Raw genomic sequence first — 23,187 nt, 5'->3', positions numbered from 1 at the left:
ATGTGCAAAAGCACTAGGTTCCATGCGGATCGAATACGCGCGACTCGATTACGCCGCGCCGCGCGACGATCGCCGTCGACTCCGGAATTTCTTCCCACCAGCCTTCCAGGTCGACGAGCGGCTCCGACAGCACGAGAAACGCGTCTTCGCCGACGGCGGCAAGACGCGGATCCTCAGGATACAACTCCATCAGATGACGGATCGACGTGCTATGAAAAAGCGAGCGCGACTGCCGCTCGCTCGAATAGCGCGCCGACACGATCTGCTCGCCGTCCGTCGCGCAGACGGTCATGTTCAGCGGCGCCTCGATGCCATGCCGCCGCCCCGTTTCCTCGACGAAACCCGCCATGCGTTCGAGCGCCAGCACGGGATCGATCTCCAGCCCGAACGTCAGCGCGAGATAGAACATGACCTCGGAATCCGTCGAGCCTTCGATCGAGGCGAACAGCTCCGGGTCGATGCCGAGCATCAGGTCGCGCCGCACTTTCGGATAGTCGCGTATGAGGCCGTTGTGCATGAAGAGCCAGCGGCCGTAGCGGAACGGATGGCAGTTGGTTTCCTGCGACGGCGTATCCGTCGCCGCGCGGATATGCGCGACGAACAGCGGCGCACGCACGGCCCGCGCAGCATCGCGCAGGTTGCGGTCGCTCCACGCAGGATGCGCGCAGCGGTAGCGGAACGGGATGTCGGTTGGATGGCCGTACCAGCCGACGCCGAAGCCGTCGCCATTCGTCGTGGTGGCGCCGAGCCGCGAATGCAGGCTCTGGTCGATCAGCGAATGCTTCGCCCGGAACAGCACGGCTTCGAGCTGAATCGGGTTCCCTGTGTAAGCCAGCCAGCGGCACATGATCGCTCTCCTCGATGAAAAACGTCTGCGTGCGCGCCCGTTTGAAAGGGACGGCTGCGGCGCACCGCCCGTTCAGCCGCCCGCCCGTCCGCTGGCGATCGGCGCAAGAAACTCGGCCAGCCCCGTCAGGATGATCTGCACGCCGATGCACAACAGCAGGAACGCGGAGACGCGCAACGCGACCTTCGTCCCTTCCTTGCCGAGCAGGCGCCCGAACGTGGCTGCATGGTTATACGTGAACCAGATCGCGAGCATGACGAGAAACGAAATCGTCACGGATGCAATCGACGACATCAGAAACTCCGACAGCTTGTGACTGCGGTTCGCATTCAGCGCGATCGCGGTGGCCATCGTGCCGGGGCCGGTGGTGAGCGGCACCGTCAGCGGAAAGAACGCCTTCGACATCGCGTTGTCGGGATCGACGGGCTTCACGGCCGCTTCGTTCGGCTGCCGTTCGGGCGCGTTGAGCATGTTCCAGGCGCTGACGGCGACAGCCAGCCCGCCGCCGATGCGCAACGCCTCCATCGAAATGCCGAAGAAATGCAGGATCGGCGTGCCGACAAAGAATACGACCAGCAGCACGAAGAACGCATTGATGGAGACGCGCTTGGCGAGCGCGGCACGTTCGGCGTCCGTTAGCGAGTCCGTGCGGTCGAGAAACACGAAGGCGATCGCGATCGGATTGATGATGCTGATCAATCCCGTGAAGCCGAACAGAATCTCCGAAATCAGGCTCGCAATCATCGATGGAATCGCTCTTTGACGGTTTTGTTTTTTGCGCCGCGCAACGCGAGCATGAAGGCCGATCAGTGTATATGCAACGAAATTTACCCGCTACGCACAGACACGATATTCATGCATTGCAGCACACATTCGAACCATGCCGATGCTGACAGGCACTGCGTTTGCGGTTATTGCTTTCATTATGCCTGCACATTTTTGGCGACCTTTACCGAAATGTGGCAAGAGGCATAAAGTCGGTGCGCGGCATCCCAGTCATTGCTTCATGAATTGACGTTCATCGAGACCGACTCAATCACAATCGAGAGGAGTTGTCCCATGTCATTTCGTCTGCTCGCCGTGCTGCCGTTCATCGGCATTCTGCTCGGCGTCCCGTTCGCCAACCACGTCGAGCCGCTCGTGCTCGGCATGCCGTTCGTGCTTGCCTGGATTGTCATGTGGGTCGTGCTGAGTTCCATCATCATGGGCCTCATTTACTGGTTCGATCCCGTCAACCGGCATGATGGATCCGGCGAGGAGGTGCGTTCATGAGCAGCGCTCTCGCAATCATCGCCGCCGTCACGCTGTTCGCGCTGTACCTCGGCATACGCGCCCGCCACGGGCACGACATGAGCCTCGAACAATGGACGGTCGGTGGCCGCAGCTTCGGCACGGCTTTCGTGTTCCTGCTGATGGCAGGTGAAATTTACACGACGTTCACGTTTCTGGGCGGCAGCGGCTTCGCGTACGGCAAGGGCGCGCCCGTCTACTACATCCTGGCGTACGGCACGCTCGCGTATGTGCTGTCGTACTGGATGCTGCCGCCCGTCTGGCGTTTCGCGAAGGCGCATCGGCTCGTGTCGCAGCCGCATTTCTTTGCGCGCAAGTACGACAGCCCGTCGCTCGGCGTGCTGGTCGCGATCGTCGACGTCGTCGCGCTGATTCCCTATCTCGTGCTGCAATTGAAGGGGCTCGGCATCATCGTGTCGACGGCTTCGTACGGCGCCGTTCCGTCGACGGCCGCCATCTGGATCGGCGCGGCCGTGGTCACCATCTATGTGACGGTCTCGGGCGTGCGCGGCTCGGCGTGGAATTCGGTCGTGAAGGATCTGCTGATTCTCGCCATCGTGCTGTTTCTCGGGATCTATCTGCCGATTCACTACTACGGCGGGCTCGGCCAGATGTTCCATGCGATCGATGCGGCGCGTCCCGGCTTCCTGACCTTCCCCGAGAAGGGATCGAGCGTGACATGGTTCCAGTCGACGGTGCTGCTCACCGCGCTCGGCTTTTTCATGTGGCCGCATACGTTCGGTTCGGTGTTCACCGCGAAGGATGAGCGGATCTTTCGGCGCAATGCGATTGTGTTGCCTTTGTATCAGCTGATCTTGCTGTTCGTGTTTTTTGTGGGTTTTGCTGCGGCTTTGAAAGTACCTGGGCTCAAGGGCGGAGATATCGATCTGTCTTTGTTCAAGCTGTCGCTGGCTACGTTCGATCCGTGGTTCGTCGGGGTGATCGGCGCTGCCGGTGTGCTGACTGCTCTAGTTCCTGGCTCCATGATTCTCACGACTGCGTCGACGTTGCTCGCCAATGACGTCTATCGCGGGCTCGTGGCGCGGAATGCTAGTGATGAGGCTGTTGCCAAACTGGCGCGGTTTTTTGTGCCCGTTGTGGCTCTCGTTGCTGTGCTGTTTACGCTGCATGGCGGGGAAACCATCGTTGCGCTGCTTTTGATGGGTTATAGCTTCGTTACGCAGCTCTTCCCTGCTGTGATCTGTAGTCTCGCTCCTCGGAATCGGGCTACCAGGCAAGGGGCTTTTTGCGGGATCGTGGTGGGGGTGGCTGTTGTCGCTGTTACCACGTTGTTCAAGATGAGCGTTGCGCAGCTCATGCCGTTTTTGCCTGACGCGCTTAAGGATGTGAATATCGGGTTTGTTGCGCTTGCTTTGAATGTGGTCGTGTTTGTTGTTGTTAGTGCTTTGACGCAGCCGCATGCGAGGGAAGAGCGGTCGCATGTGCATACGCATTGATTGTTCTCGCGACGCGCCTTTTTTTAGGTTCGTTCTGGCGCGTCGCTGGCATCCGCGTTTTCATGCCTCCCTTCACGCGTCGCCCCTGTGCGGGGCGGCACCTACTTTTCTTTGCAGCGGCAAAGAAAAGTAGGCAAAAGAAAGCCGCTCACACCGCTAGCACTTGTTTTTTGCCCACGGGCTCTCAACGTCCCTCTTCTTCCCGTAGCGCGCTAGCTTCTGTTCGTTGCTAGCGCTTTTTTACTCCGCTTCCTTCGAATACAACGTCGAATCCGCAAAGTGCTCTGCGTCGAGCACCCGCCCAACCAGAATTAGCGCCGTTCTCTCGATGTCCGTCGCCTGTACTTTTTCAACGATGTCCTTGAGCGTGCCCGTCACTTTCTCTTCATCCGGCCAGCTCGCGCGGTAAATCACTGCGACGGGACAATCGCTGCCGTAGTGCGGCGTCAATTCCTCGACAATTCGCGCGATGTGTCTCACTCCAAGATGTATCGCCATCGTCGCTCGATGTCGTGCAAGATCCCCAAGCTGCTCTCCCTCCGGCATCGACGTCTTGCGTGCATAGCGCGTCAGAATCAACGTCTGCGATACATCCGGCAAGGTCAACTCGACGCCCAGTGTCGCCGCGCATGCGGCCGTCGCTGTTACGCCCGGCACGATTTCATATGCAATTCCCAGTGCCTTCAACCGGCGAATCTGTTCGCCGATTGCGCCATACAACGACGGGTCGCCCGAATGCACGCGCGCTACGTCCTGTCCTTTCGCGTGTGCGTCGGCGAGTAGCGCGACGATTGCGTCCAGATCGAGTTCGGCCGTGTTCACCACTTTTTCAGCAACGTTGCCGTTCAAGACGGCTTCCGGCACCAGCGAGCCCGCATACAGAATCACCGGACACGTACGCACCAGACGCTGTCCCTTCACCGAGATCAGTTCTGGATCGCCCGGTCCCGCGCCGATAAAAAACACCGTCATTTCACACCACTCCCATTTCTTCGTTCAACGCGCGCAGCAATTGCGCCGGGCTGTCGAACTCGCGATCGACTTCAGGCAACGCCGGCCGACGCATCATCACGACCGGCATCTTCCGCTCGCGCGCGACTTCGAGTTTCGCTTCCGTCGCCGATCCGCCGCTGTTCTTCGTCACCAGCACATCGATGCCGTTCAGCGCGAACAATGCCCGCTCGCCGTCGATATCGAACGGCCCCCGCGCGTCGATGATGCGCGCTCGCTCATTGCCCGGATGCGCGTCGAGACATCGGACGATCCAGTACTGATGCGCAGGTATCTCGTCGAGATGCGCGAGCGGCTCGCGGCCCGATGTAAAGAGCACGCGCCTGAACGGTCGGACCGCATCGACGAGTTCATCCCAGCCGTCGACCATCCGCCAGTCGTCGCCCGCTTGCGGTGTCCAGCCCGCGCGGCGCAACGCCCAGCACGGAACGTTCGTCGCGCGGCACGCGGTGGCCGCGTTCGCGCTCATTTGCGCGGCATACGGGTGCGTCGCGTCGATCACGAGCGCAATGCCCTCGCTTTCGATGTAGCGCGCAAGCCCCTCGCTGCCGCCGAATCCGCCGACGCGCACGCTGCACGCCAACCCTTCCGGCACGCGTCCGAGGCCCGCGAGGCTATACACATGTTGTGCCCCGAGTTGCCGCGCGATCTGCAACGCGTCGCCCGTGCCGCCGAGCAAAAGCACGCGCTTCACCGCGCTTCTCCGACAATATTGCCCTGCCGGTCGATTGCAAACATCTCCACTTCGACCGATGCCGGCACGATCTCGCGCGCCACGTCCCGCGCGCGCGAACAGACGATATCGCCGAGCGGGACGCCACGCTTCAACGCCATCGCGAGCGCTTCCTGGCTCGTGTTCGCGCCGACGATCGCGGCCTGCAACGCGGCATCGTTGGCTGGATGATCGGCGCACCATTGCGCAAGGAGCGGCAAGTCGATGCTCGAATTGCGGCTATGCAGATCGAGATGTCCCGCTGCCAGCTTGCTCAGTTTGCCGAAGCCGCCGCACATGCTGAGCCTCTCGACAGGCGCGCGCTTCAGATGCTTCAGCACCGCGCCCGCGAAGTCGCCCATTTCGATCAGCGCGATATCGGGCAACTGGTAATACGCGCGCATCGTGTCTTCGCTCGCGTTGCCCGTGCACGCCGCGATATGCCGATAACCATTCGCGCGCGCCACATCGATGCCCTGATGAATCGACGCGATATACGCCGAGCACGAAAACGGCCGCACGATGCCCGTCGTGCCGAGTATCGACAATCCGCCGACGATGCCGAGTCGCGGGTTCATCGTCTTCTGCGCGAGCGCCTCGCCGTTCTCCACGCCGATCATGACTTCGAAGCCGCCTGCGTAGCCGTGCTCGGCGGCCAGATCGGTGAGATGGGTGGTCATCATCTGGCGCGGCACCGGGTTGATGGCGGGCTCGCCGACAGGCAGCGTAAGGCCCGCGCGCGTCACCGTGCCGACGCCCGGTCCCGCATGAAAACGCACGCCGGGCGTGTCGGCGAGCCGCACGCGCGCGAACACGATGGCGCCATGCGTGACATCGGGATCGTCGCCCGCGTCCTTCACGGTGCCCGCTTCCGCGCCGTCCTTTCCGTCGTTCAGCAGACGGCAGAACACGAGCTTCATCGGCACATGCTGGCCTTTCGGCAACACGATTTCAGCGACGTCGCTGGCGATGCCCGACAGCAGCAGACGCGCCGCCGCCAGCGACGTCGCCGTCGCGCAGCTTCCCGTCGTATAGCCGCTGCGCAGCGGCGCGGGTTGTTCGGGCGTTTCGTCGCGCATCACGGTTTGCGGGTGTCGAGTAGCGTGATCGGCAGCGCGGAGCGCCACGTTTCGAAGCCGCCGAGCGCCTGTGCTTCGGCGAGCGCGATGCGCGTCAGCGTGCCGCCATGCTGCGCGCGCCACGCGATCAGCGCCGCTTCGCCTTCGAGCGTGACGGCATTCGCGACCAGCCGCCCGCCGCTTTTGAGCGCCTGCCAGCAGGCGTCGAGCACGCCATCCACGGTTACGCCGCCGCCGATAAAAACAGCGTCAGGCGCGGGCAAATCCCGCAATGCATCGGGCGCCTTGCCTGCGACGAGTTGCAGCGAAGGCACGCCGAGCGCGTCGCGATTGTGTTCGATGAAACGTTGACGCTCGCCGTTCGCTTCGATTGCAATCGCGCGACACGTGGCATGCGCGCGCATCCATTCGATGCCGATCGATCCACAGCCCGCGCCCACGTCCCACAGCAGTTCGCCGGGCGCGGGTGCAAGACGGCCGAGCGTCAGCGCGCGCACGTCGCGCTTCGTCAACTGGCCGTCGTGGCGGAAAGCGTCGTCGGGCAGGCCGGGCGTCAATGCGAGTCGCGGCGCATCGGACGCATCGCGTCGGCATTCGAGCGCGATCAGGTTCAGCGCCGCTGTCTCGCCGATCGACCAGTCCTGCGCGCGAGCGTCGATCACGCGTTCGGTCTCGCTGCCCAGATGTTCCATCACGATCATCCGCGTCGCGCCGAAGCCACGTTCGCCGAGCCACGCGGCGACGGCGGCAGGCGTCTTGCCGTCCGCGCTCAGCACGAACACGCGCGCGCCCTCGTGCAGATGCGTCTGCAAGGCCGCGAGTGGCCGTCCGACGAGCGACACCGTCGGCACGTCCTGCAATGCCCAGCCGAGCCGCGCCGCCGCGAGCGACACCGACGACGGCGCAGGCAGCACGCGCAGTTCGTCGGCGGCAACGTGGCGCGCGAGCGTCGCGCCGACGCCATAGAACATCGGGTCGCCGCTCGCCAGCACGCACACGGGCGTGTTGCGCCGCGCGAGCACGGGCGCGATGTCGAAGGGTTGCGGCCACGGTTCGCGCGCGGCGTTCAGGCACACGGGCAGCATCGACAGATGCCGCTCGCCGCCGTAGATCACCGACGCGTCGATCAGCGCGCGCCGCGCCGCCTTCCCAAGTCCGGCAAACCCGTCGTCGCCCATTCCTACCACGGTCAGCCAGGCCGGCATGCGTCGATCCTCATCTGCTTGATGTACTGAAAATGCTGCTGCGGCCCGTATTCAAAGGCCGCGGCATCGTTGTGCTGTTCGAAAAAAGGCATAATACCCGTTCGCCGGTGCCTTTCGGGGCCTAAGAGGGAACACACATCACTGCGATGACCGTGACTGCCCCCGCAACTGTATGCAGCGAGTTCATGCCAATTTGTGCCACTGGTGTTACCGGGAAGGCCGGACGTGAACGAAGACCTGTGAGTCAGGACACCTGCCGGCCAAAAGTTCGTGCCAGCCAACATCGGGCGGGGTGTACCGATGCCGAGCCGCTCTCCGTCGAGATGCCCGGGCCGTCGCGCGACGTTAACCCGGTGATGTCTTGAGCCACGCTTTTCATTCGTCCGATCCTTCCGCCATGCGCCCTTCCGCCTGTCCCGGGCTGTTGCGCATCGTGCCTGCGCTCGACGGCGGCATCTGCCGCGTGAAGCTCGCGGGCGGCGTCTTGAGCGCGAGCCAGGCACTCGCCATCGCCGATGCAATCGATGAACACGCGTCCGGCATCGTCGATATAACGAATCGCGCGAACCTGCAACTACGCGGCGTCAAGCGTGGACATGAAGAGGCACTGATCGCCGCACTGCTCGACGCGGGACTCGGTCCGCAAGACGCGACACACGCACACGCCGACGACGTGCGAAACGTGATGGTCAGCCCGGCAGCGGGCCGTGATGCCCACGCGTTATCCGACACAACAGCCCTCGCCGCCGATCTGCTGACCTTGCTGCAAAGCGATCCCCGTTGCGCGGCGCTGTCGCCGAAATTTGCGCTGCTGCTCGACGGCGGCGAGCGTTTGATGATGCTCGATCATCCGCACGACATCTGGTTTTCGGCGATGCAACCAAGCGATCATGCGGAGCCGCTATACGCCCTCGGTCTTGCAGGCTGCCCGCCCGTCGCTGCGGAACACGCGAACGCGCTCGCAGCCGTCGCAGCGTCCGACGTTCCGGCGCTAACGCGCGCTCTGCTGCACACGTTCCTCGATCTCGCCGCGCCAGAACACACACGCATGCGTGATGTGATCGCTGCGCATTCAGTCGATAACGTGCTCGCGCATGCCGAACCTCAAAGCGGCATAAGTCTGCTGCGCGGTGAGCCCGTAGAACGCTGGCGCCGCGAGCCCGCCGATGCGTCGCGCAGACTCGGCGCTCGCCAGCAACGCGACGGCCAGCGTTGGCACATCGGCGCTCAGCCCGCGCTAGGCCGCATGAACAGCACAACGTTACGCGGCCTCGCCGTTCTTGCACAACAGCAGAACCACGAAGGCGCAATGCTGCACATGACACCATGGCAAACCGTGCTGCTCACCGACATCGACACATCCAACGTCGCGGCAACGTTGCAAACGCTCGAAACACTCGGCCTCGCAACAACGCCGCACAACCCGCTGACACGCGTAATCGCGTGCGCCGGATCGACCGGCTGCGCGAAAAGCCTCGCCGATACGAAAGCCGACGCGCTAAAGCTCGCCGCACGCGGCGTCCCCGCGCAAACTCAGGTGCACCTCAGCGGCTGCCCGCGATCATGCGCCGCCGCGCATTGCGCGCCGTACACGCTGCTGGCGACGTCGCAAAACCGCTACGACCTCTACACCACACAAGACCCGCGCGAATCGACAGGCTTCGGCCGCCTGCTCGCGCGCGGCGTCACGATCGACGAAGCGGCGGACATCCTGAACGCGTCCGCCGCGCCCCCTTTTGATGAGCCATTCGATGCCTGACTACATTCGCGACGGACAAGAAATCTATCGCCAGTCGTTCGCGACCATCCGTGCGGAAGCTGACCTCTCGCGCATTCCCGCCGACCTCGAAAAGCTCGCCGTGCGCGTGATCCACGCGTGCGGAATGGTCGATATCGTCAGCGAGTTGCGCTTTTCCGACGGCGCGGGCCGCGCGGGACGCACCGCGCTCGCGAACGGCGCGCCGATCCTCTGCGACGCGCGCATGGTCGCCGAAGGCATCACGCGCGCGCGGCTGCCCGCAAACAACGACGTGATCTGCACGCTCGGCGATCCGTCCGTTCCCGATCTCGCCCGAGAACTGGGCAACACGCGCTCAGCTGTCGCGCTCGAACTGTGGCGGCCGCATCTTGAAGGCAGCATTGTCGTGATCGGCAATGCGCCGACGTCGCTGTTTTACCTGCTCGACATGCTCGACGCCGGCGCGCCGCGCCCCGCGCTGATTCTCGGCTTCCCGGTCGGCTTCGTCGGCGCGGCGGAATCGAAGGCGATGCTCGCCGCCGACAGCCGTGGCGTGCCGTTCGTCGCCGTCCAGGGACGGCGCGGCGGCAGCGCGATGGCGGCCGCTGCCGTGAACGCGCTCGCAACGGAGAACGAATAAATGGCCGAACAGAACATCACGCGCGGACGGCTTTACGGACTCGGCGTCGGCCCCGGCGATCCCGAACTGATCACCGTGAAGGCGCTGCGCCTGCTGAAATCGGCGCACGTGGTCGCGTACTTCGTCGCGAAGGGCAAGAAAGGCAACGCGTTCTCGATCATCGAAGCGCATCTGTCGGCGGAACAGGAACAGTTGCCGCTCGTCTATCCCGTGACGACGGAAGCGCTCGAGCCGCCGCTCTCGTATGAAGCGATCATCGCCGACTTCTACGACACAGCCGCCGAAGTGGTCGCGCAGCATCTCGACGCGGGCCGCGACGTCGCCGTGATCTGCGAAGGCGATCCGTTCTTCTACGGCTCGTACATGTATCTGCACGACCGGCTCGCGAACCGGCTGTCGCCGCGTTTCGACGCCGAAGTCGTGCCCGGCGTGTGCTCGATGCTCGGCGGCGTCGCCGTGCTCGGCCAGCCGCTCGTGTATCGCAACCAGACCCTGTCGGTGTTGTCGGGCGTGCTGCCCGAAGACGAACTCAAGCGCCGTCTCGCCGCCGCCGACGCCGCCGTCGTGATGAAGCTCGGGCGCAACTTCGACAAGGTGCGCCGCGTGCTCGACGAACTCGGTCTCGCGGAACGCGCGCTGTATGTCGAACGCGCAACGATGGCGAACCAGCGCATCGTGCCGCTCGCCGACGTCGATCCGATGGCCTCGCCCTACTTCTCGCTGCTCGTCGTGCCGGGGGAAAAATGGCAAGGATGACGACGCCGCCCGCGATCGTGATACTCGGCGTCGGCGCAGTCGAAACCGCGCGGCGCGTGCAGAAGGTTTTCGAAGGCGCGAAGGTTCACGGTCTGCAAGGACGCATCGCGGATGCGGATGCCGACGTCGTGTACAACGAACTCAGCGCGCATCTGCGCGAACTGTACGCGAGCGGCACGCCGATCATCGCGTTGTGCGCGGCGGGCATCGTGATCCGCTGCGTCGCGCCGCTGCTGTCGAACAAGGGCGTCGAGCCGCCCGTGCTCGCCGTCGCGGAAGACGGCAGCGCCGTCGTGCCGCTGCTCGGCGGGCTGTCGGGCGTGAACGCGATGGCGCGCGAGATCGGTGCCGCACTCGACGTGCCGCCCGCGATCACCACGAGCGGCGAACTGCGCTTCGGCGCGTGCGTGCTGAATCCGCCCGAAGGCTACGCGCTCGCGAGCATCGATCAGGGCAAGCGCTTCGTGTCGGATCTGCTCGCGGGCGAAGCGACGCGCATCGAAGGCGACGCGCCGTGGCTCGACGACGTGCAACTGCCGCGTGCCGACGACGCCCGTCGCACGATCCGCGTGACGCCGCTGGCATGGAACGGCGCCACCAATGAACTCGTGATCCACCCGCGCAGCTTAGTCGCCGCGATCGACGCGACGGCGACGGGCGACGGCGTGCAAGAACGTCTGCTAGATGCGCTGCGCGCGCGAGGGCTGGCGACGCAATCGCTGGCCGTGTTGCTCGCGCCTGCCTCACGAATCGGCGACGCAACGCTTCGCGACGCTGCGCAAGCGCTTCAAATCGCGTTGCGCTTCACGGCAGACGGCAATGCCGCGCAAATGCTTCGCGAAACCTTGCGCGTGCCGCACACCGCATTCGATGCCGAAGCCAACGCGCCCATCGCATTCGCCGCCGCCCACGCACCGCTCGATCCTGCCACCGTGGGCCGCGCGCGCGGCAAGCTGAGCGTGATCGGCCTTGGGCCTGGCGATGCCTCGCTGATGGCGCCCGCCGCGCGCGCGGCGCTTGCACTGGCCACCGACATCCTCGGCTACGAGACCTACGTGAAAATGGCGGGCCCGTTCCGCGCGGACCAGCGCGTGCACGGCACCGACAATCGCGAGGAAATGCAGCGCGCGCGTCATGCGTTCGAACTGGCGAGCGCGGGACGTCATGTCGCGATGGTGTCGTCGGGCGATCCCGGCGTGTTCGCGATGGCGGCCGCCGTGCTCGAAGCGCTCGACGAAGCGCAGACGCAGCCGCACTACGCGGCGTGGTCCGGCGTCGAACTGGAGATCGTGCCGGGCGTGTCGGCGGCGTTCGCGACAGCTGCGCAGGCAGGCGCGCCGCTCGGTCACGACTTCTGCGTGCTGTCGCTGTCGGACAACCTGAAACCGTGGAGCGTCATCGAAACGCGGCTGCGGCACGCGGCGGAAGCCGATCTCGTGATGGCCTTCTATAACCCGATTTCGCGCGCGCGGCCGTGGCAACTCGACAAGGCGCTCGATATCGTGCGCGATTTTCGGGCGCCGTCGACCGTCGTCGTATTGGGCCGCGATATTGGCCGTCCCGGCGCGACTTTGAAAACGACGACGCTGGCCGATCTGAAATCCGCCGATGTCGATATGCGCACGATGGTGATAATCGGCTCGTCGGCCACACGCGCGTTCTGCGCCGCCGGGACGGGCCGCGAGTGGATTTATACGCCGCGCTGGTACGAATAGGAACGAATAAGCCGGTTTAAACGTTTGCTATCGGCTTTTAAACCATCCGATTATCGATCTTGCATAAAAAGAAATCGGCAGTTTCAAGTCGCGTAAAAGAAATGTTAAAGTTTTCCGATACTTCGACGTATACAGTAATTATTGCCTGAACTTTTCTCGCCCATCATGCAAACCAGTGAAGACACAGTCGACACCGGCGCGGGTGCGCCGACCGGCTCGCGTCAGCTGTCGCCCGACGCCGTGCCCGTCGGCACGCCGCTCGAGTTCCCGCTCGTCGATAGCGATGGCACGCTGCTGTTCGACCGCGGCGCGATCGTGATCGGCGCGGAAGAGCACCGCTTTCTGTTCCAGCACTTCAAGCCGCAGCGCGGCGACCTGAGCGCGACCGGCGAAGATGGCTCGGCCACGCCGCAGTCCGCTGCCAAACCGGCGGACCTCGACTCGCTCACGCTCAAGGAGATGCATCTGACGATCGGCGCGCTGATCGGCGTGCGCTCACAGGTCGGCATGGGCGCGCCGATGCATCCGTCGCGCATCATCGGCTTTGCGCCGAACGAATCGCTGTTCGTCACGCCGCCGCTCGTCGACGGCAAGGCGATGCAGCTGGCCGTCGGCGAAAACGTCGAGATCGTCGCGATCGCGAGCCAGGCGGTGTTCCGCTTCGTTTGCACGGTCGATTCCGTCTGTCAGGTGCCGTTCCACTATCTCGTGCTGTCGAAGCCGGGCGTGGTTCGCCGGCTGCGCGAGCGCAAGTCGGTGCGCGTGCGCGCGAGCCTGCCGCTGCGCTTCAGCATCGATGCCGAAGGCACGGGCTACGAAAGCCTCGGTCTCGTGCAGAGTGTGAGCGCGATGGGCATGTCGTTCGCCGCGCCGTGGACGGTCGGTGAAGTCGGCAAGCGTATCCGGGTGGCGTTCACGCTGCGCTCGAAGGATCTGGAAACGTCGATCGAAACGACGGCGATCATCCGCAACGTGCAGCCCGGCTCGACGCCCGGCGATCTCACGACGCACGGCATCGAGTTCGAGAAGCTGAATCAGGTCGAGCAGATGGCGCTGAAGGTCTACGTGTTCGACCGGATCGACGATGTGATCTTCTGGACGAGCGGGCCGAAGTAAAGCGCGCTGCTGTCGAACGCTTCCATCGAATGAAAAAACGGCCCGGTCAATTCACATGACCGGGCCGTTCTGCTTGTGAGCCATCTGGACAACCACGGCTCAAGCGGTTTTGTTACGGCTGCTTCGGCGCGGGCTGCTGCATCTGCCCCTGCATCTGCCACTGCTTGCGCAAATTCAGTTGCTGCTGCGTGAGCGGCAGCGGCTGCTGCTGTTGCAACTGAGCACGCGACGGCGCTTGCACCGGCTGCACCGGTTGCGCCACGCGCTGCATGCCCACATCGGACGCGGAAGCGGCGGCCTGCCCGCTGACGCGGATCTCCACGCGCCGGTTCGGCGCGAGACAGGCGATCACGGCAGCCTTCTTCGGACCCGGACACATGACGACAGGCGCCGTCGAACCCGCGCCGCGCACGTCGAAGTGCACGGGGTCGACACCGCGCTGCTTCAACGCATCGGCAACGGCCTGTGCACGGCGCCGCGACAGATCGCGGTTGTGCGCGACGGAGCCGAAGCGGTCCGTGTAGCCGATCACGGTGATGACGTCGATGGCCTTCACGCGCTTCAGGTTCGTTGCAAGCTGGTCGACGGCCTCGACACCTTCAGGCTTTAGCTTCGCCTTGTCGAAATCGAACAACGCATCCGCGGACAGCGAGATCGGCTTGTCGGGCAACGGCATATCCACAGCCGGCGGCGGAGGTGGCGGCGGCGGCGCGCAATGGTCGAGCTCGTCGTTGACCTGCACGCTCAGCTTCTTCGCGCGCTCGATCGCCTCCCAGCCGTGCACCCAGTGGGTGCCGTGCGTTTCGTCCTGCTCCTTCCAGACTTCGTCGGTCAGGGCAAGCAGACGCCCCGCCGATTCGCCCTTGCACGACGATGCCGTTGCACGCGCATTGGTCGCTTCGATCGAACGGATTGCCTGCACCCATTTGTCGCGCGTCGGCCAGTTTTTGGCCGTGTACAACGACTGCCATTGCGCGCTGTTGTCGATCAGAAAGCGCGCATTGCCGAGCGCGCGGTTCGCCGCGTCGTTGTAGACGTGCGAAACGAGCACGTGGCTATCCTGCCGCTCCGCGATTTCGAGGAAGCCTTCGGCCACCCCGCGCCGATAGGGATCGGCGATGCGCTGCGCCAGCGGCGTCAGCGCCTGGACCTGCTTCGGGATGCTGTCCGCGAACGCCGGCGTCGCACAAGCCGCCGCCAGCGTCGCGGCGAGCGTCATGAAGACCGGGCCGCGTAGTTTTGGTGTTTTCATCGTTTTTCTCCCTGCCCGCCGCGGTTGTCGCGCGGCGGGCTGGTCACGCGTTTAGAACCCGATCGTCGCGCCGACCGATGCGCCCGTGTTTGCGCCGTAACCCGTCGAGCGTGTTACGTGCGCGTTCACCAGCACGCGGTCGTTGACCCAGTAGTTCGCACCGATAGCGATGGCAGCGGCGCCGCCATACGTACCCGCAGCCGCCGACATCTGGAAGTTGCCCTCGGCCCGTGCATTCGGGATCAGCGACGTTGCCGCCATCGCCGCCGCGCCGAGCGAGTCCATCTTCCTGCTGAGGTTGTTGACCTGCTGGTTCGTGTACGAGTTAGCCGACTGGACACCCTGGTTGACCTTGTCGTCGACCGATGCGTTTGCCTGCGCAATCGCGTCGTTCAACTGGCCGACGTTGACGGCGTCTGTCGTTGCCGTACCCGTGGCGACGTTCGTGATCCGGCGTTGCTGCGTAGCCGAACCCACCGACACGGTGTTGTCCTGATCCGCGACGGAGCCCGCGCCGAGCGCCACCGAGTTGTTGCCGCTGGCCTTGGCGTTTGCACCCATTGCGACGGCGTTCTGGCCCGACGCGTTCGATGCATAGCCCGTTGCGACCGACTGTGCGCCGTTCGCGACCGACAGCGCGCCCATCGCCGTAGCGTGGGAGCCGCCTGCCTGTGCAGCCTCGGTGTTGCGATCGCCGTCGCCGACGAACAGCGTGTCGACACCCGTACCCACGTTGCTGATGTTGTTGACCTTCGCCACCAGATCCGCGTACTGCGAGTAGTTGACGGCATCCGTCGCGTGCGAGCCCGCTGCGACGTTCTGGAGCAAAACAGGCGCTGCGTTTGGCGTACCGTCACCCAGCGTGACGCTGCTGTAGTTGGTTTTGCCGTTCGCGTCCGTGTCGTACGTCACGGCAGTCTTCACGTTGCCAGTCGGGCTGATGATGCCCGCAGCCTGCAACTGACCGACGTTGACGGCATCGTTTGCCTCTACGCCGTCTGCGACACCCTTCAGAACGCGTACACCCGCCGAGCCCGTGAAGTCGACAACCGAACCATCCGTCTTCGATGCGACGAGGATGTTCTTGCTCTTCGAATCCTGCGTCACGAGACCGATGCCGCCCTCGTTGATCTGCGTTTGCAGGTTCGTGATGGCCGTGGTGTTCTGCGCGACACGGACGTCGAGGTTGGTGATCGCGCCGCCGATCGTCGTCACGGTCGTACCGCCCACGTTATACGTCGGGTTGGTAATCGTGCCGTCGTACTTCACCGTCGAACCGCCGCCGATCGCGTTCGACACCGATGACGCCACGTTATACAGCTGCGTGCCGTTCACCGCGTCGAGGCTCGATCCGTTCACCTTGCCTGCGCTTACGCCTGTGAGAACGCGTGCGCCCGCCGTGCCCGTGAAGTCGACGAGCGAACCGCCCGTCTTCGAGGCGACGAGGATGTTGCTGGTCGTCGCATCCTGCGTCACGAGACCGATGCCGCCTTCGTTGATCTGCGTTTGCAGGTTCGTGATGTCCGTGCTGTTCGCAAAGACACGGTTGTCGAGGTTGCTGATCGCGCCGCCGATAGTCGTCACGGACGTGCCGCCGTTCATGACATAGGTCGGGTTGCTGATCGTACCGTCGGTGTTCACCGTCGAACCGCCGCCGACTGCATTCGACACCGATGCCGCCACGTTGTACAGCTGCGTGCCGTTCACCGCATCCGTGCTGGATGCGTTCACGCCACCCGCTGCCAGCTTCGTGATGGTCGTGCCGTTGGCGCCTGCCAGCGTGATCTTGCTCTTGTCCTGGCCGTCATAGACGACGCCCAGTGCGTTGCCCGAGCCCGCTGCGTTGTTCAGCGCCGTCAGCGCATCGCCGACGTTGGTGTACGTGCCGCCGCCGAACGTGTACTGCGGAGCCGTGATCGCGCCCGTCGTCGGGTTGACCGATGCGCCGCCGCCCAGTGCTGCCGCCGTCGATGCACCCTGTGCGTACAGTTGCGAACCGTTGATGGCATCCGCGCTCGATGCATTCACCCCACCTGCCGACAGACCGGTGATCTTCGTGCCGCTTGCGCCCTTCAGCGTGATCTGATCCTTCGCCGAGGTATCGTAGTCGACCGCCAGTGCGTCGCCGCCCGATGCAATACGCGTATCCAGCGAGCTCAGCGCTGCGCCGACGTTGACGTAGGTGGTGCCTGCCAGCGAGTAGGCCGGTGCCACGACTGCGCCCGTCGTCGGGTTGATCGTCGCGCCGCCGCCGAGTGCGTTGACCGCGCCCGTCAGCTGCGAAACGTTGACGGCGTCGGTTGCCGAATAGCCGGCTGCCACGTTGATGATCTGGCGTTGCAGCTTGCTGCTGCCGACCGACAGAACGTTAGTGCGGTTGCCGTCGGAACTGGCGTAGCCGAGCGTGATGCTGTTCGTGCCGCCCGCCACGATGTCCTTACCGATGGCCATCGTATTGGCGCCGCCGACCTGCACATTGTTACCAATTGCGATGGCGTCGTCGGCATCGGCCTCCGTGCCATTGTTACCGAACACGATGCCGTTGTTGGCATTGGCCGACACCATCGTCCCCATCACGACGGTGTTGGTGCCATTGATGGCAATGTTCTGTCCAATGCCCACGGAAGCCGCAGAACCAACGCGCACGGAGCCGCCGATGGCCACTGCGTTGTCGGCCATTGCCTGCGAGTTCAGACCGATTGCCATTGCATCCGAACCTTGGGCATCGATCTGGCCGGCCTTGTCCGTCACGCCCGACATGATCATCTGATCCGGCGTGAGGCTCGAACTTGCGCCCAACAATTGTGTTGAACGCACTGCCGTTGCCAGCAGTTTCGGCTGAGCTTGAGTCGAACTCAGATTCAGGTTGGCGATAGCAGCCTGAATGTCCGACGTCACCTGACCGACTGTGGCGGCATCCGTGGCGGCCTGACCGTCCGCTACGTTGACGATGCGGCGAGTCGAAAGCGCGCTACCTACGGCAAAGGTATTCGCGATGCTCGTCGCCGATCCATAGCCGACTGCCACGGAGTTCTGAGCCATCGCGCGAGCACCTGCGCCGATCGCCAGTGCGCCAGCCGCGTTGGCAAACGAGTTGCCGCCAATCGCCACGGAATCGGTGCCTGCGGCCTGTGCAGCCGCGCTGGTACTGGAGCCAAAGCGGATGTACTTCAGATTCTGAACAATATTCGCCGTGTTGTTATTGATGCTGGCCAGTGCATCGCCCACGTTCGAAAAGGTCTGGCCGTACATGTTGTACGCCGGAGGTGCAATGGAACCGTCCGCTTTGACCGATGCGCCGCCACCCAGTGCCGCCGTCACGCCGCTCAGCTGCGACACGTTGACCGCATCGGTCTGATTCGTGCCTGCGCCGACGTTCACGATCTGGCGTTGTGCGGTCGACGAACCGACGGACACCGTGTTCGCACGATCAGCCACCGAGTTCGCACCCAATGCCACCGCACCGCTTGCCGTCGCCACCGCGTTCGGACCTGCCGCGACGCTATCCGTACCCGTGGCCGACGCCGCTGCCAGCGACGAGGACACGTTGAAGTACTTCATGTTCGCGCCGCCGTTGGCGATGTTGTTGACGTAGTTATTCAGGTTCGACAGGTTGTTGCCAACGTTGTTGACCTTTGCGTCTTCGGCCATCAGCTGGCTGACGTTGACGGCATCCGTCGGCGCTGCGCCCGCTGCGAGGTTCGTGATACGGCGGTTGACGCTTGCACTGCCCACCGAGACTTCGCCTGCCGCCGTCGTGCCCGACAGCGTGCCGCCCGGGTTGAATGCGGCTGCCGACAAGTTGGCCGTCGTGGTCGAATTCGCGCCAAGCGCAACCGAGTTCGAAGCCGTTGCGATCGCTGCGCCGCCGATTGCAACCGAGTTCGCGCCCGATGCCGTCGAGTCCGCCAGCGTCGAGTTCGCGTGGAAGTACTTGATGCCGCCGCCGTTGATGACGGTGTTGTTGATCACGTTGTTCATGTACGTGATCGTGTTGCCGAGATTGTTCATCCGGCCGTCGACACCCGTCAGCGCACCCGCGACGTTGTTATAGGTCGTGCCTGCAACGTTGTACGTCGGGTTCGTGATCGCGCCCGTCGACGAGTTGTAAGACGAACCGCCGCCCAGTGCTGCCGCCGTCGCTGCGCCTTCCGCGTTGACCTTCGAATCTTCCGACATCAACTGGCTGACGTTCACGGCATCCGTTGCCGCCGAGCCTGCTGCCAGGTTCGTCATGCGACGCTCTGCGCCTGCGTAGCCCACCGAGACTTCGCCTGCTGCCGTCGTGCCCGACAGCGTGGCGCTACCCGGGTTATACGCGGCTGCCGACAGATTGGCCGTCGTCGTCGAATTCGCGCCAAGCGCAACCGAGTTCGAAGCCGTTGCGATTGCGCCACCGCCGATGGCAACCGAGTTCGTACCCGATGCCGTCGAGTCCGCCAGCGTCGAGTTCGCGTGGAAGTACTTGATGCCGCCGCCGTTGATGACGGTGTTGTTGATCACGTTGTTCATGTACGTGATCGTGTTGCCGAGATTGTTCATCCGGCCGTCGACACCCGTCAGCGCGCCCGCGACGTTGTTATAGGTCGCGCCCGCAACGTTGTACGTCGGGTTGGTGATCGCGCCCGTCGACGAGTTGTACGACGAACCGCCGCCCAGCGCTGCTGCCGTCGCTGCGCCTTCCGCGTTGACCTTCGAGTCTTCCGCCATCAACTGGCTGACGTTCACGGCATCTGTTGCCGCCGAGCCTGCTGCCAGGTTCGTCACGCGACGTTCTGCGCCTGCGTAGCCGACGGACACTTCGCCTGCCGCGGTTGCGCCCGACAGCGTGGCGCTGCTCGGGTTATATGCTGCTGCCGACAGGTTGGCCGTCGTCGTCGAGTTCGAGCCGAGTGCGACCGAGTTCGCCGCCGTCGCGCTGGCGTTGTAGCCAATCGCGATTGCGTTCGTGCCTGCCGCCGTTGCTTGCGGACCCACGCCGATGGCGTTCAAGCCCGATGCCGTCGAGTCGGCCAGCGACGAGTTGGCGTGGAAGTACTTCATGCTTCCGCCGCCAGCCGCCATGTTGTTGACGGTGTTGCTCAGGTTGCTCAGGTTGTTGCTGACGCCGTTGACCTTCTGGTCTTCCGCCATCAACTGGCTGACGTTCACGGCATCCGTTGCCGAGTAGCCTGCTGCAACGTTCGTGATGCGACGCTCGGCACCTTGCGCGCCAATCGACACTTCACCCGCTGCCGTAGCAGCCGAGATCGAGAAGCCGCCCGGCGCGAATGCTGCCGACGACAGCGTCGCTGCGCTCGCCACCGAATTCGCACCCAGTGCAACCGAGTTCGACGTGTTCGCGACGGCATTGCCGCCGATTGCGACGGAGTCCGTACCCTTCGCCGACGAATCGGCCAGCGACGAGTTCGCGTGGAAGTACTTGATGCCGCCGCCGACCGTGATGTTGTTCACCACGTTCGTGACGTTCATCACGTTGTTGTTGATGGCTTTTTCGCCTGCGTCGAGCGCCGTCAGTGCAGCGCCGACGTTGTTGAACGTATTGCCCGCGACGTTGTACGCCGGTGCCACGATCGCGCCCGTCGTCGGGCTCACCGTCGCGCCGCCGCCGAGTGCCGTCGTCACGCCCGTGAGCTGCGAGACGTTGACAGCGTCGGTCTGCTTCGTGCCCGCAGCGACGTTGATGATCTGGCGTTGCAGCGTGCCGTTGCCCACGGACAGAACATTGGCGCGGCCACCGTCTGCACTCGCATAGCCGAGCGACACGCTGTTCGAACCCGATGCGATGATGTCTTTACCGATACCAATCGTATTCGAGCCACCTACCTGCACGTTGTTACCGATAGCGATCGCGTTGTCGGCATCAGCCTCCGTGCCGTTGTTACCAAAAACGATTGCGTTGTCGCCAGATGCCGACACCATCGACCCCATCACGACGGTGTTGACGCCGTTGACGGCGATGTTCTGGCCAATGCCCACTGCAGCCGCCGACCCGACACGCACAGTGCCGCCGATAGCCACCGCGTTGTCCGCCATGGCCTGCGAATTCAGGCCGATCGCCAGTGCGTCTGAGCCCTCTGCGTCGATCTGGCCGGCCTTGTCGGTGACACCCGACATGATCAGCTGCGCCGGCGTCAGACTCGACGTTGCGCCTAGCAGCTGCGCCGAATGCACTGCCGAGGTCAGCAGCTTTGGTTGCGCTTGCGTCGAACTCAGATTCAGGTTGGCGATAGCGGCCTGGATATCCGAGTTAACCTGACCGACCGTGGCCGCATCGGTGTCGACCTGACCGTCCGCTACATTGACAATGCGGCGGGTCGATGTCGCGCTGCCGACTGCAAACGCGTTGGCAATACTCGTTGCCGAGCCATAACCGATCGCCACCGAGTTCTGCGCCAAAGCGCGTGCGCCTGCGCCGATGGCCACCGAACCGTTCGCATTCGCAAACGAGTTGCCCCCGATCGCCAACGAGTCGGTTCCGCCGGCCTGCGCCGCTGCCGCCGTGCTAACCCCAAACTTGATGTACTTCAGATTCTGGACAATATTGCCCGTCGCCGCCGAAATGTTCGACAGTGCGTCGCCGACATTCGAATAGGTGTTGCCGTACACGTTGAAGGTCGGCTGCGCGATGGAGCCGTCTGCCTTCACCGATGCACCGCCACCGATGGCCGCCGCCACGCCGCTCAGTTGCGCCACGTCGACTGCATCCGTTGCCGCCGTACCGGCTGCCAGGTTCGTGATCTGGCGTTGCGCCGTCGACGAACCGACGGAGACGCTGTTCGCGCGATCAGCAACGGAGTTCGAGCCGAGTGCGACCGCGTTGCTTGCGCTAGCATTTGCCGCGCCGCCGATCGCGACCGATTCCGAGCCGCCTGCCGACGAGTCTGCCAGCGCCGACGTGGCATTGAAGTACTTGAGGCTGGTGGCGCTACCGCTGCCGTTGCTCAGGTTGTTGACACGCGCGTCGAGGTTCGTCAGCGCACCGGCAACGTTGTTATACGTTGCGCCGCCGATGTTGTACGTCGGGTTGGTGATGGCACCCGTCGTCGGATTGTACGATGCGCCGCCGCCGAATGCCGCTGCCGTCGATGCGCCTTCTGCGTTGACCTTCGCGTCTTCCGACATCAGTTGGCTGACGTTCACGGCGTCCGTTGCGGCATAGCCCGATGCAACGTTCGTGATGCGGCGCTCGGAGCCTGCCTTGCCGACAGAGACTTCGCCTGCTGCCGACAATGCCGAGATCGCTGCGCCGCCCGGGTTGTAGCCTGCCGTCGTCAGCGTCGTCGAGCTTGCGACCGAGTTCGAGCCGAGCGCGACGGAGTTCGACGTAGCGGCGGTTGCGGCGCCGCCGATCGCGACCGATTCAGCACCACCTGCCGTCGAGTCCGCCAGCGCAGAAGTGGCGTGGAAGTACTTGAGGTTGCCGCCGCTGCTGCCGTTGTTGTTCAGGTTGTTGACGACGTTCGCGAGGTTTGAGACGTTTTGGTTGGTTGCGTAAAGCTGCGAGCCGTTCACACCGTCACTGCTACCGCTGCTAATCGTGCCCGCAGCCAACGTTGTGATCTTGTTCCCCTGCAAATATTCCGTACCGCTTATCAGGACACCGTTTGGTCCCTGTAATATCAACTGATTGGATTGGTTATCGGAAACACTCGCCACACCCCCTGTCCCACCTGCCCCATATGCGTTGGCATTTGACCCGAGATAGAAGTTATAGCCTGATCCGCATCCGTTCAGGTTATAGGTTTCGCCAGCCCATCCGTGCGACCACCCGCTACTACCGCACAAAGTGATAGTGCCATTACTGGCCAGTGCCACTCCACTGTAGGATCCCGCACTCAATGCCATTAGCACTAGAGCACTCTTCCCCGCTTTCGACTTACCTCTACCTTTAGAGTTCTCCTGCGCAGCAACCCACGTCCCGGTCGACTCATTCCAAATTGATCGATATGTCTTATTCATTCGTTATCCTATTTACTCTAACGACAACACCACACAAAACGAATCAAGTGATCCACAGTGTTATGCCTTGCCCACGCAGCAAGGCACGTGTGCGCACGTTCCCGGCATCCTGGCCAGTGCTACCCCGTCGATTAGCCGAAGACATAATGGAGAACTCGCGCGTTAGCTTGCGCGCGATGAACAATAGGAGAACGTGTAATACCGAGTAATCGGACAATTCCTAAGACCAGCGGAACCTCTAATGTTTTCGAAAGATTCCTACATCAACCGACATCTTCATAATTAGTATTTCTATACGATTACCTTACCTGCCCCACCCCGAACAAACAGACCACCGGAAAGTATAAAAATACCTACAGAAGACTTCGCATCAAGTCACTCGTTACCGGCATTAAATTCGCAGTACA

Annotated in this window: 14 protein-coding genes, 2 pseudogenes and 1 riboswitch; of the genes and pseudogenes, 7 read left to right on the top strand and 9 right to left on the bottom strand. The window is 63.4% G+C overall.

What is annotated here, in order from left to right; genetic code table 11:
* Positions 1-13 precede the first annotated feature (13 nt).
* On the bottom strand, positions 14-847 hold the full coding sequence (locus QEN71_RS08800; RefSeq protein ID WP_201654576.1) for a class II glutamine amidotransferase: 834 nt from the start codon (positions 845-847) through the stop codon (positions 14-16).
* Positions 848-919: 72 nt separating this feature from the next.
* Positions 920-1,591: a MarC family protein gene (locus tag QEN71_RS08795; protein ID WP_201654579.1), complete on the bottom strand. Its 672-nt coding sequence runs from the start codon at positions 1,589-1,591 to the stop codon at positions 920-922.
* Positions 1,592-1,906: 315 nt separating this feature from the next.
* Between QEN71_RS08795 and QEN71_RS08790 the strand changes: the two genes are divergently transcribed.
* Together QEN71_RS08790 and QEN71_RS08785 are read left to right on the top strand one after the other, a co-directional pair.
* Positions 1,907-2,119: a DUF3311 domain-containing protein gene (locus QEN71_RS08790; RefSeq protein WP_201654582.1), complete on the top strand. Its 213-nt coding sequence runs from the start codon at positions 1,907-1,909 to the stop codon at positions 2,117-2,119.
* Positions 2,116-3,594, top strand: coding sequence for a sodium:solute symporter family protein (locus tag QEN71_RS08785; protein WP_201654585.1), 1,479 nt, complete (start codon positions 2,116-2,118; stop codon positions 3,592-3,594). The genes QEN71_RS08790 and QEN71_RS08785 overlap by 4 nt, the downstream gene beginning before the upstream one ends.
* Before the next feature lie 240 nt (positions 3,595-3,834).
* Here QEN71_RS08785 and cobM read toward each other — a convergent pair whose 3' ends face one another.
* From cobM to cbiE, 4 genes are read right to left on the bottom strand one after another with little or no spacing between them, the layout of a single operon-like run.
* Positions 3,835-4,566 carry a precorrin-4 C(11)-methyltransferase gene (cobM, locus tag QEN71_RS08780; protein ID WP_201654588.1) on the bottom strand — a complete coding sequence of 244 codons (732 nt, stop codon included), beginning with the start codon at positions 4,564-4,566 and terminating at the stop codon, positions 3,835-3,837.
* Position 4,567: 1 nt separating this feature from the next.
* Positions 4,568-5,299 carry a cobalt-precorrin-6A reductase gene (locus tag QEN71_RS08775; protein ID WP_201654590.1) on the bottom strand — a complete coding sequence of 244 codons (732 nt, stop codon included), beginning with the start codon at positions 5,297-5,299 and terminating at the stop codon, positions 4,568-4,570.
* A complete protein-coding gene (locus tag QEN71_RS08770; RefSeq protein ID WP_201654593.1) occupies positions 5,296-6,396 on the bottom strand; it encodes a cobalt-precorrin-5B (C(1))-methyltransferase in 1,101 nt (366 codons plus the stop codon). The genes QEN71_RS08775 and QEN71_RS08770 overlap by 4 nt, the downstream gene beginning before the upstream one ends.
* Positions 6,396-7,601 (bottom strand): precorrin-6y C5,15-methyltransferase (decarboxylating) subunit CbiE, encoded by a 1,206-nt coding sequence (cbiE, locus tag QEN71_RS08765; RefSeq protein ID WP_201654595.1) that lies wholly within the window; start codon positions 7,599-7,601, stop codon positions 6,396-6,398. Before cbiE ends, QEN71_RS08770 begins: the two co-directional genes overlap by 1 nt.
* 88 nt (positions 7,602-7,689) lie before the next feature.
* Positions 7,690-7,876, top strand: a riboswitch (cobalamin riboswitch).
* A gap of 122 nt (positions 7,877-7,998) precedes the next feature.
* Here cbiE and cobG point away from each other — a divergent pair.
* The 5 genes from cobG to QEN71_RS08740 all read left to right on the top strand — a co-directional run bounded on the left by cobG (position 7,999) and on the right by QEN71_RS08740 (position 13,566).
* A complete protein-coding gene (cobG, locus tag QEN71_RS08760) occupies positions 7,999-9,360 on the top strand; it encodes a precorrin-3B synthase (protein ID WP_201654810.1) in 1,362 nt (453 codons plus the stop codon).
* Positions 9,353-9,979 carry a precorrin-8X methylmutase gene (locus tag QEN71_RS08755; RefSeq protein ID WP_201654598.1) on the top strand — a complete coding sequence of 209 codons (627 nt, stop codon included), beginning with the start codon at positions 9,353-9,355 and terminating at the stop codon, positions 9,977-9,979. The genes cobG and QEN71_RS08755 overlap by 8 nt, the downstream gene beginning before the upstream one ends.
* A complete protein-coding gene (locus QEN71_RS08750; protein ID WP_201654601.1) occupies positions 9,980-10,735 on the top strand; it encodes a precorrin-2 C(20)-methyltransferase in 756 nt (251 codons plus the stop codon). It begins immediately after the preceding gene.
* Positions 10,723-12,450: a precorrin-3B C(17)-methyltransferase gene (gene cobJ, locus QEN71_RS08745; protein WP_201654603.1), complete on the top strand. Its 1,728-nt coding sequence runs from the start codon at positions 10,723-10,725 to the stop codon at positions 12,448-12,450. Before QEN71_RS08750 ends, cobJ begins: the two co-directional genes overlap by 13 nt.
* 165 nt (positions 12,451-12,615) lie before the next feature.
* Positions 12,616-13,566: a flagellar brake protein gene (locus tag QEN71_RS08740; RefSeq protein ID WP_201654606.1), complete on the top strand. Its 951-nt coding sequence runs from the start codon at positions 12,616-12,618 to the stop codon at positions 13,564-13,566.
* Between the two features lie 112 nt (positions 13,567-13,678).
* Here QEN71_RS08740 and QEN71_RS08735 read toward each other — a convergent pair whose 3' ends face one another.
* From QEN71_RS08735 to QEN71_RS44975, 3 genes and pseudogenes are all read right to left on the bottom strand, one after another.
* Entirely contained in the window at positions 13,679-14,818 is a 1,140-nt protein-coding gene (locus QEN71_RS08735; protein ID WP_201654609.1) for an OmpA family protein, read from the bottom strand.
* A 51-nt stretch (positions 14,819-14,869) separates the two neighbouring features.
* Positions 14,870-22,333: pseudogene (locus tag QEN71_RS08730) on the bottom strand (YadA-like family protein); the annotation flags it as partial.
* A 375-nt stretch (positions 22,334-22,708) separates the two neighbouring features.
* Positions 22,709-22,780, bottom strand: a pseudogene (locus QEN71_RS44975) (ESPR domain-containing protein); the annotation flags it as partial.
* Between the last annotated feature and the right edge of the window lie 407 nt (positions 22,781-23,187).

Source organism: Paraburkholderia sabiae, from assembly GCF_030412785.1.
Classification (GTDB): domain Bacteria; phylum Pseudomonadota; class Gammaproteobacteria; order Burkholderiales; family Burkholderiaceae; genus Paraburkholderia; species Paraburkholderia sabiae.
The sequence above is the reverse complement of the archived record's forward strand: the minus strand, read 5'-3'. Positions and strand labels throughout refer to the sequence as shown.

Coding starts and splice junctions, on each gene's coding strand:
- QEN71_RS08800 (WP_201654576.1), bottom strand. CDS start 847: ATGTGCCGCTGGCTGGCTTACACAGGGAACCCGATTCAGCTCGAAGCC.
- QEN71_RS08795 (WP_201654579.1), bottom strand. CDS start 1,591: ATGATTGCGAGCCTGATTTCGGAGATTCTGTTCGGCTTCACGGGATTG.
- QEN71_RS08790 (WP_201654582.1), top strand. CDS start 1,907: ATGTCATTTCGTCTGCTCGCCGTGCTGCCGTTCATCGGCATTCTGCTC.
- QEN71_RS08785 (WP_201654585.1), top strand. CDS start 2,116: ATGAGCAGCGCTCTCGCAATCATCGCCGCCGTCACGCTGTTCGCGCTG.
- cobM (WP_201654588.1), bottom strand. CDS start 4,566: ATGACGGTGTTTTTTATCGGCGCGGGACCGGGCGATCCAGAACTGATC.
- QEN71_RS08770 (WP_201654593.1), bottom strand. CDS start 6,396: ATGCGCGACGAAACGCCCGAACAACCCGCGCCGCTGCGCAGCGGCTAT.
- cbiE (WP_201654595.1), bottom strand. CDS start 7,601: ATGCCGGCCTGGCTGACCGTGGTAGGAATGGGCGACGACGGGTTTGCC.
- cobG (WP_201654810.1), top strand. CDS start 7,999: ATGCGCCCTTCCGCCTGTCCCGGGCTGTTGCGCATCGTGCCTGCGCTC.
- QEN71_RS08755 (WP_201654598.1), top strand. CDS start 9,353: ATGCCTGACTACATTCGCGACGGACAAGAAATCTATCGCCAGTCGTTC.
- QEN71_RS08750 (WP_201654601.1), top strand. CDS start 9,980: ATGGCCGAACAGAACATCACGCGCGGACGGCTTTACGGACTCGGCGTC.
- cobJ (WP_201654603.1), top strand. CDS start 10,723: ATGGCAAGGATGACGACGCCGCCCGCGATCGTGATACTCGGCGTCGGC.
- QEN71_RS08740 (WP_201654606.1), top strand. CDS start 12,616: ATGCAAACCAGTGAAGACACAGTCGACACCGGCGCGGGTGCGCCGACC.
- QEN71_RS08735 (WP_201654609.1), bottom strand. CDS start 14,818: ATGAAAACACCAAAACTACGCGGCCCGGTCTTCATGACGCTCGCCGCG.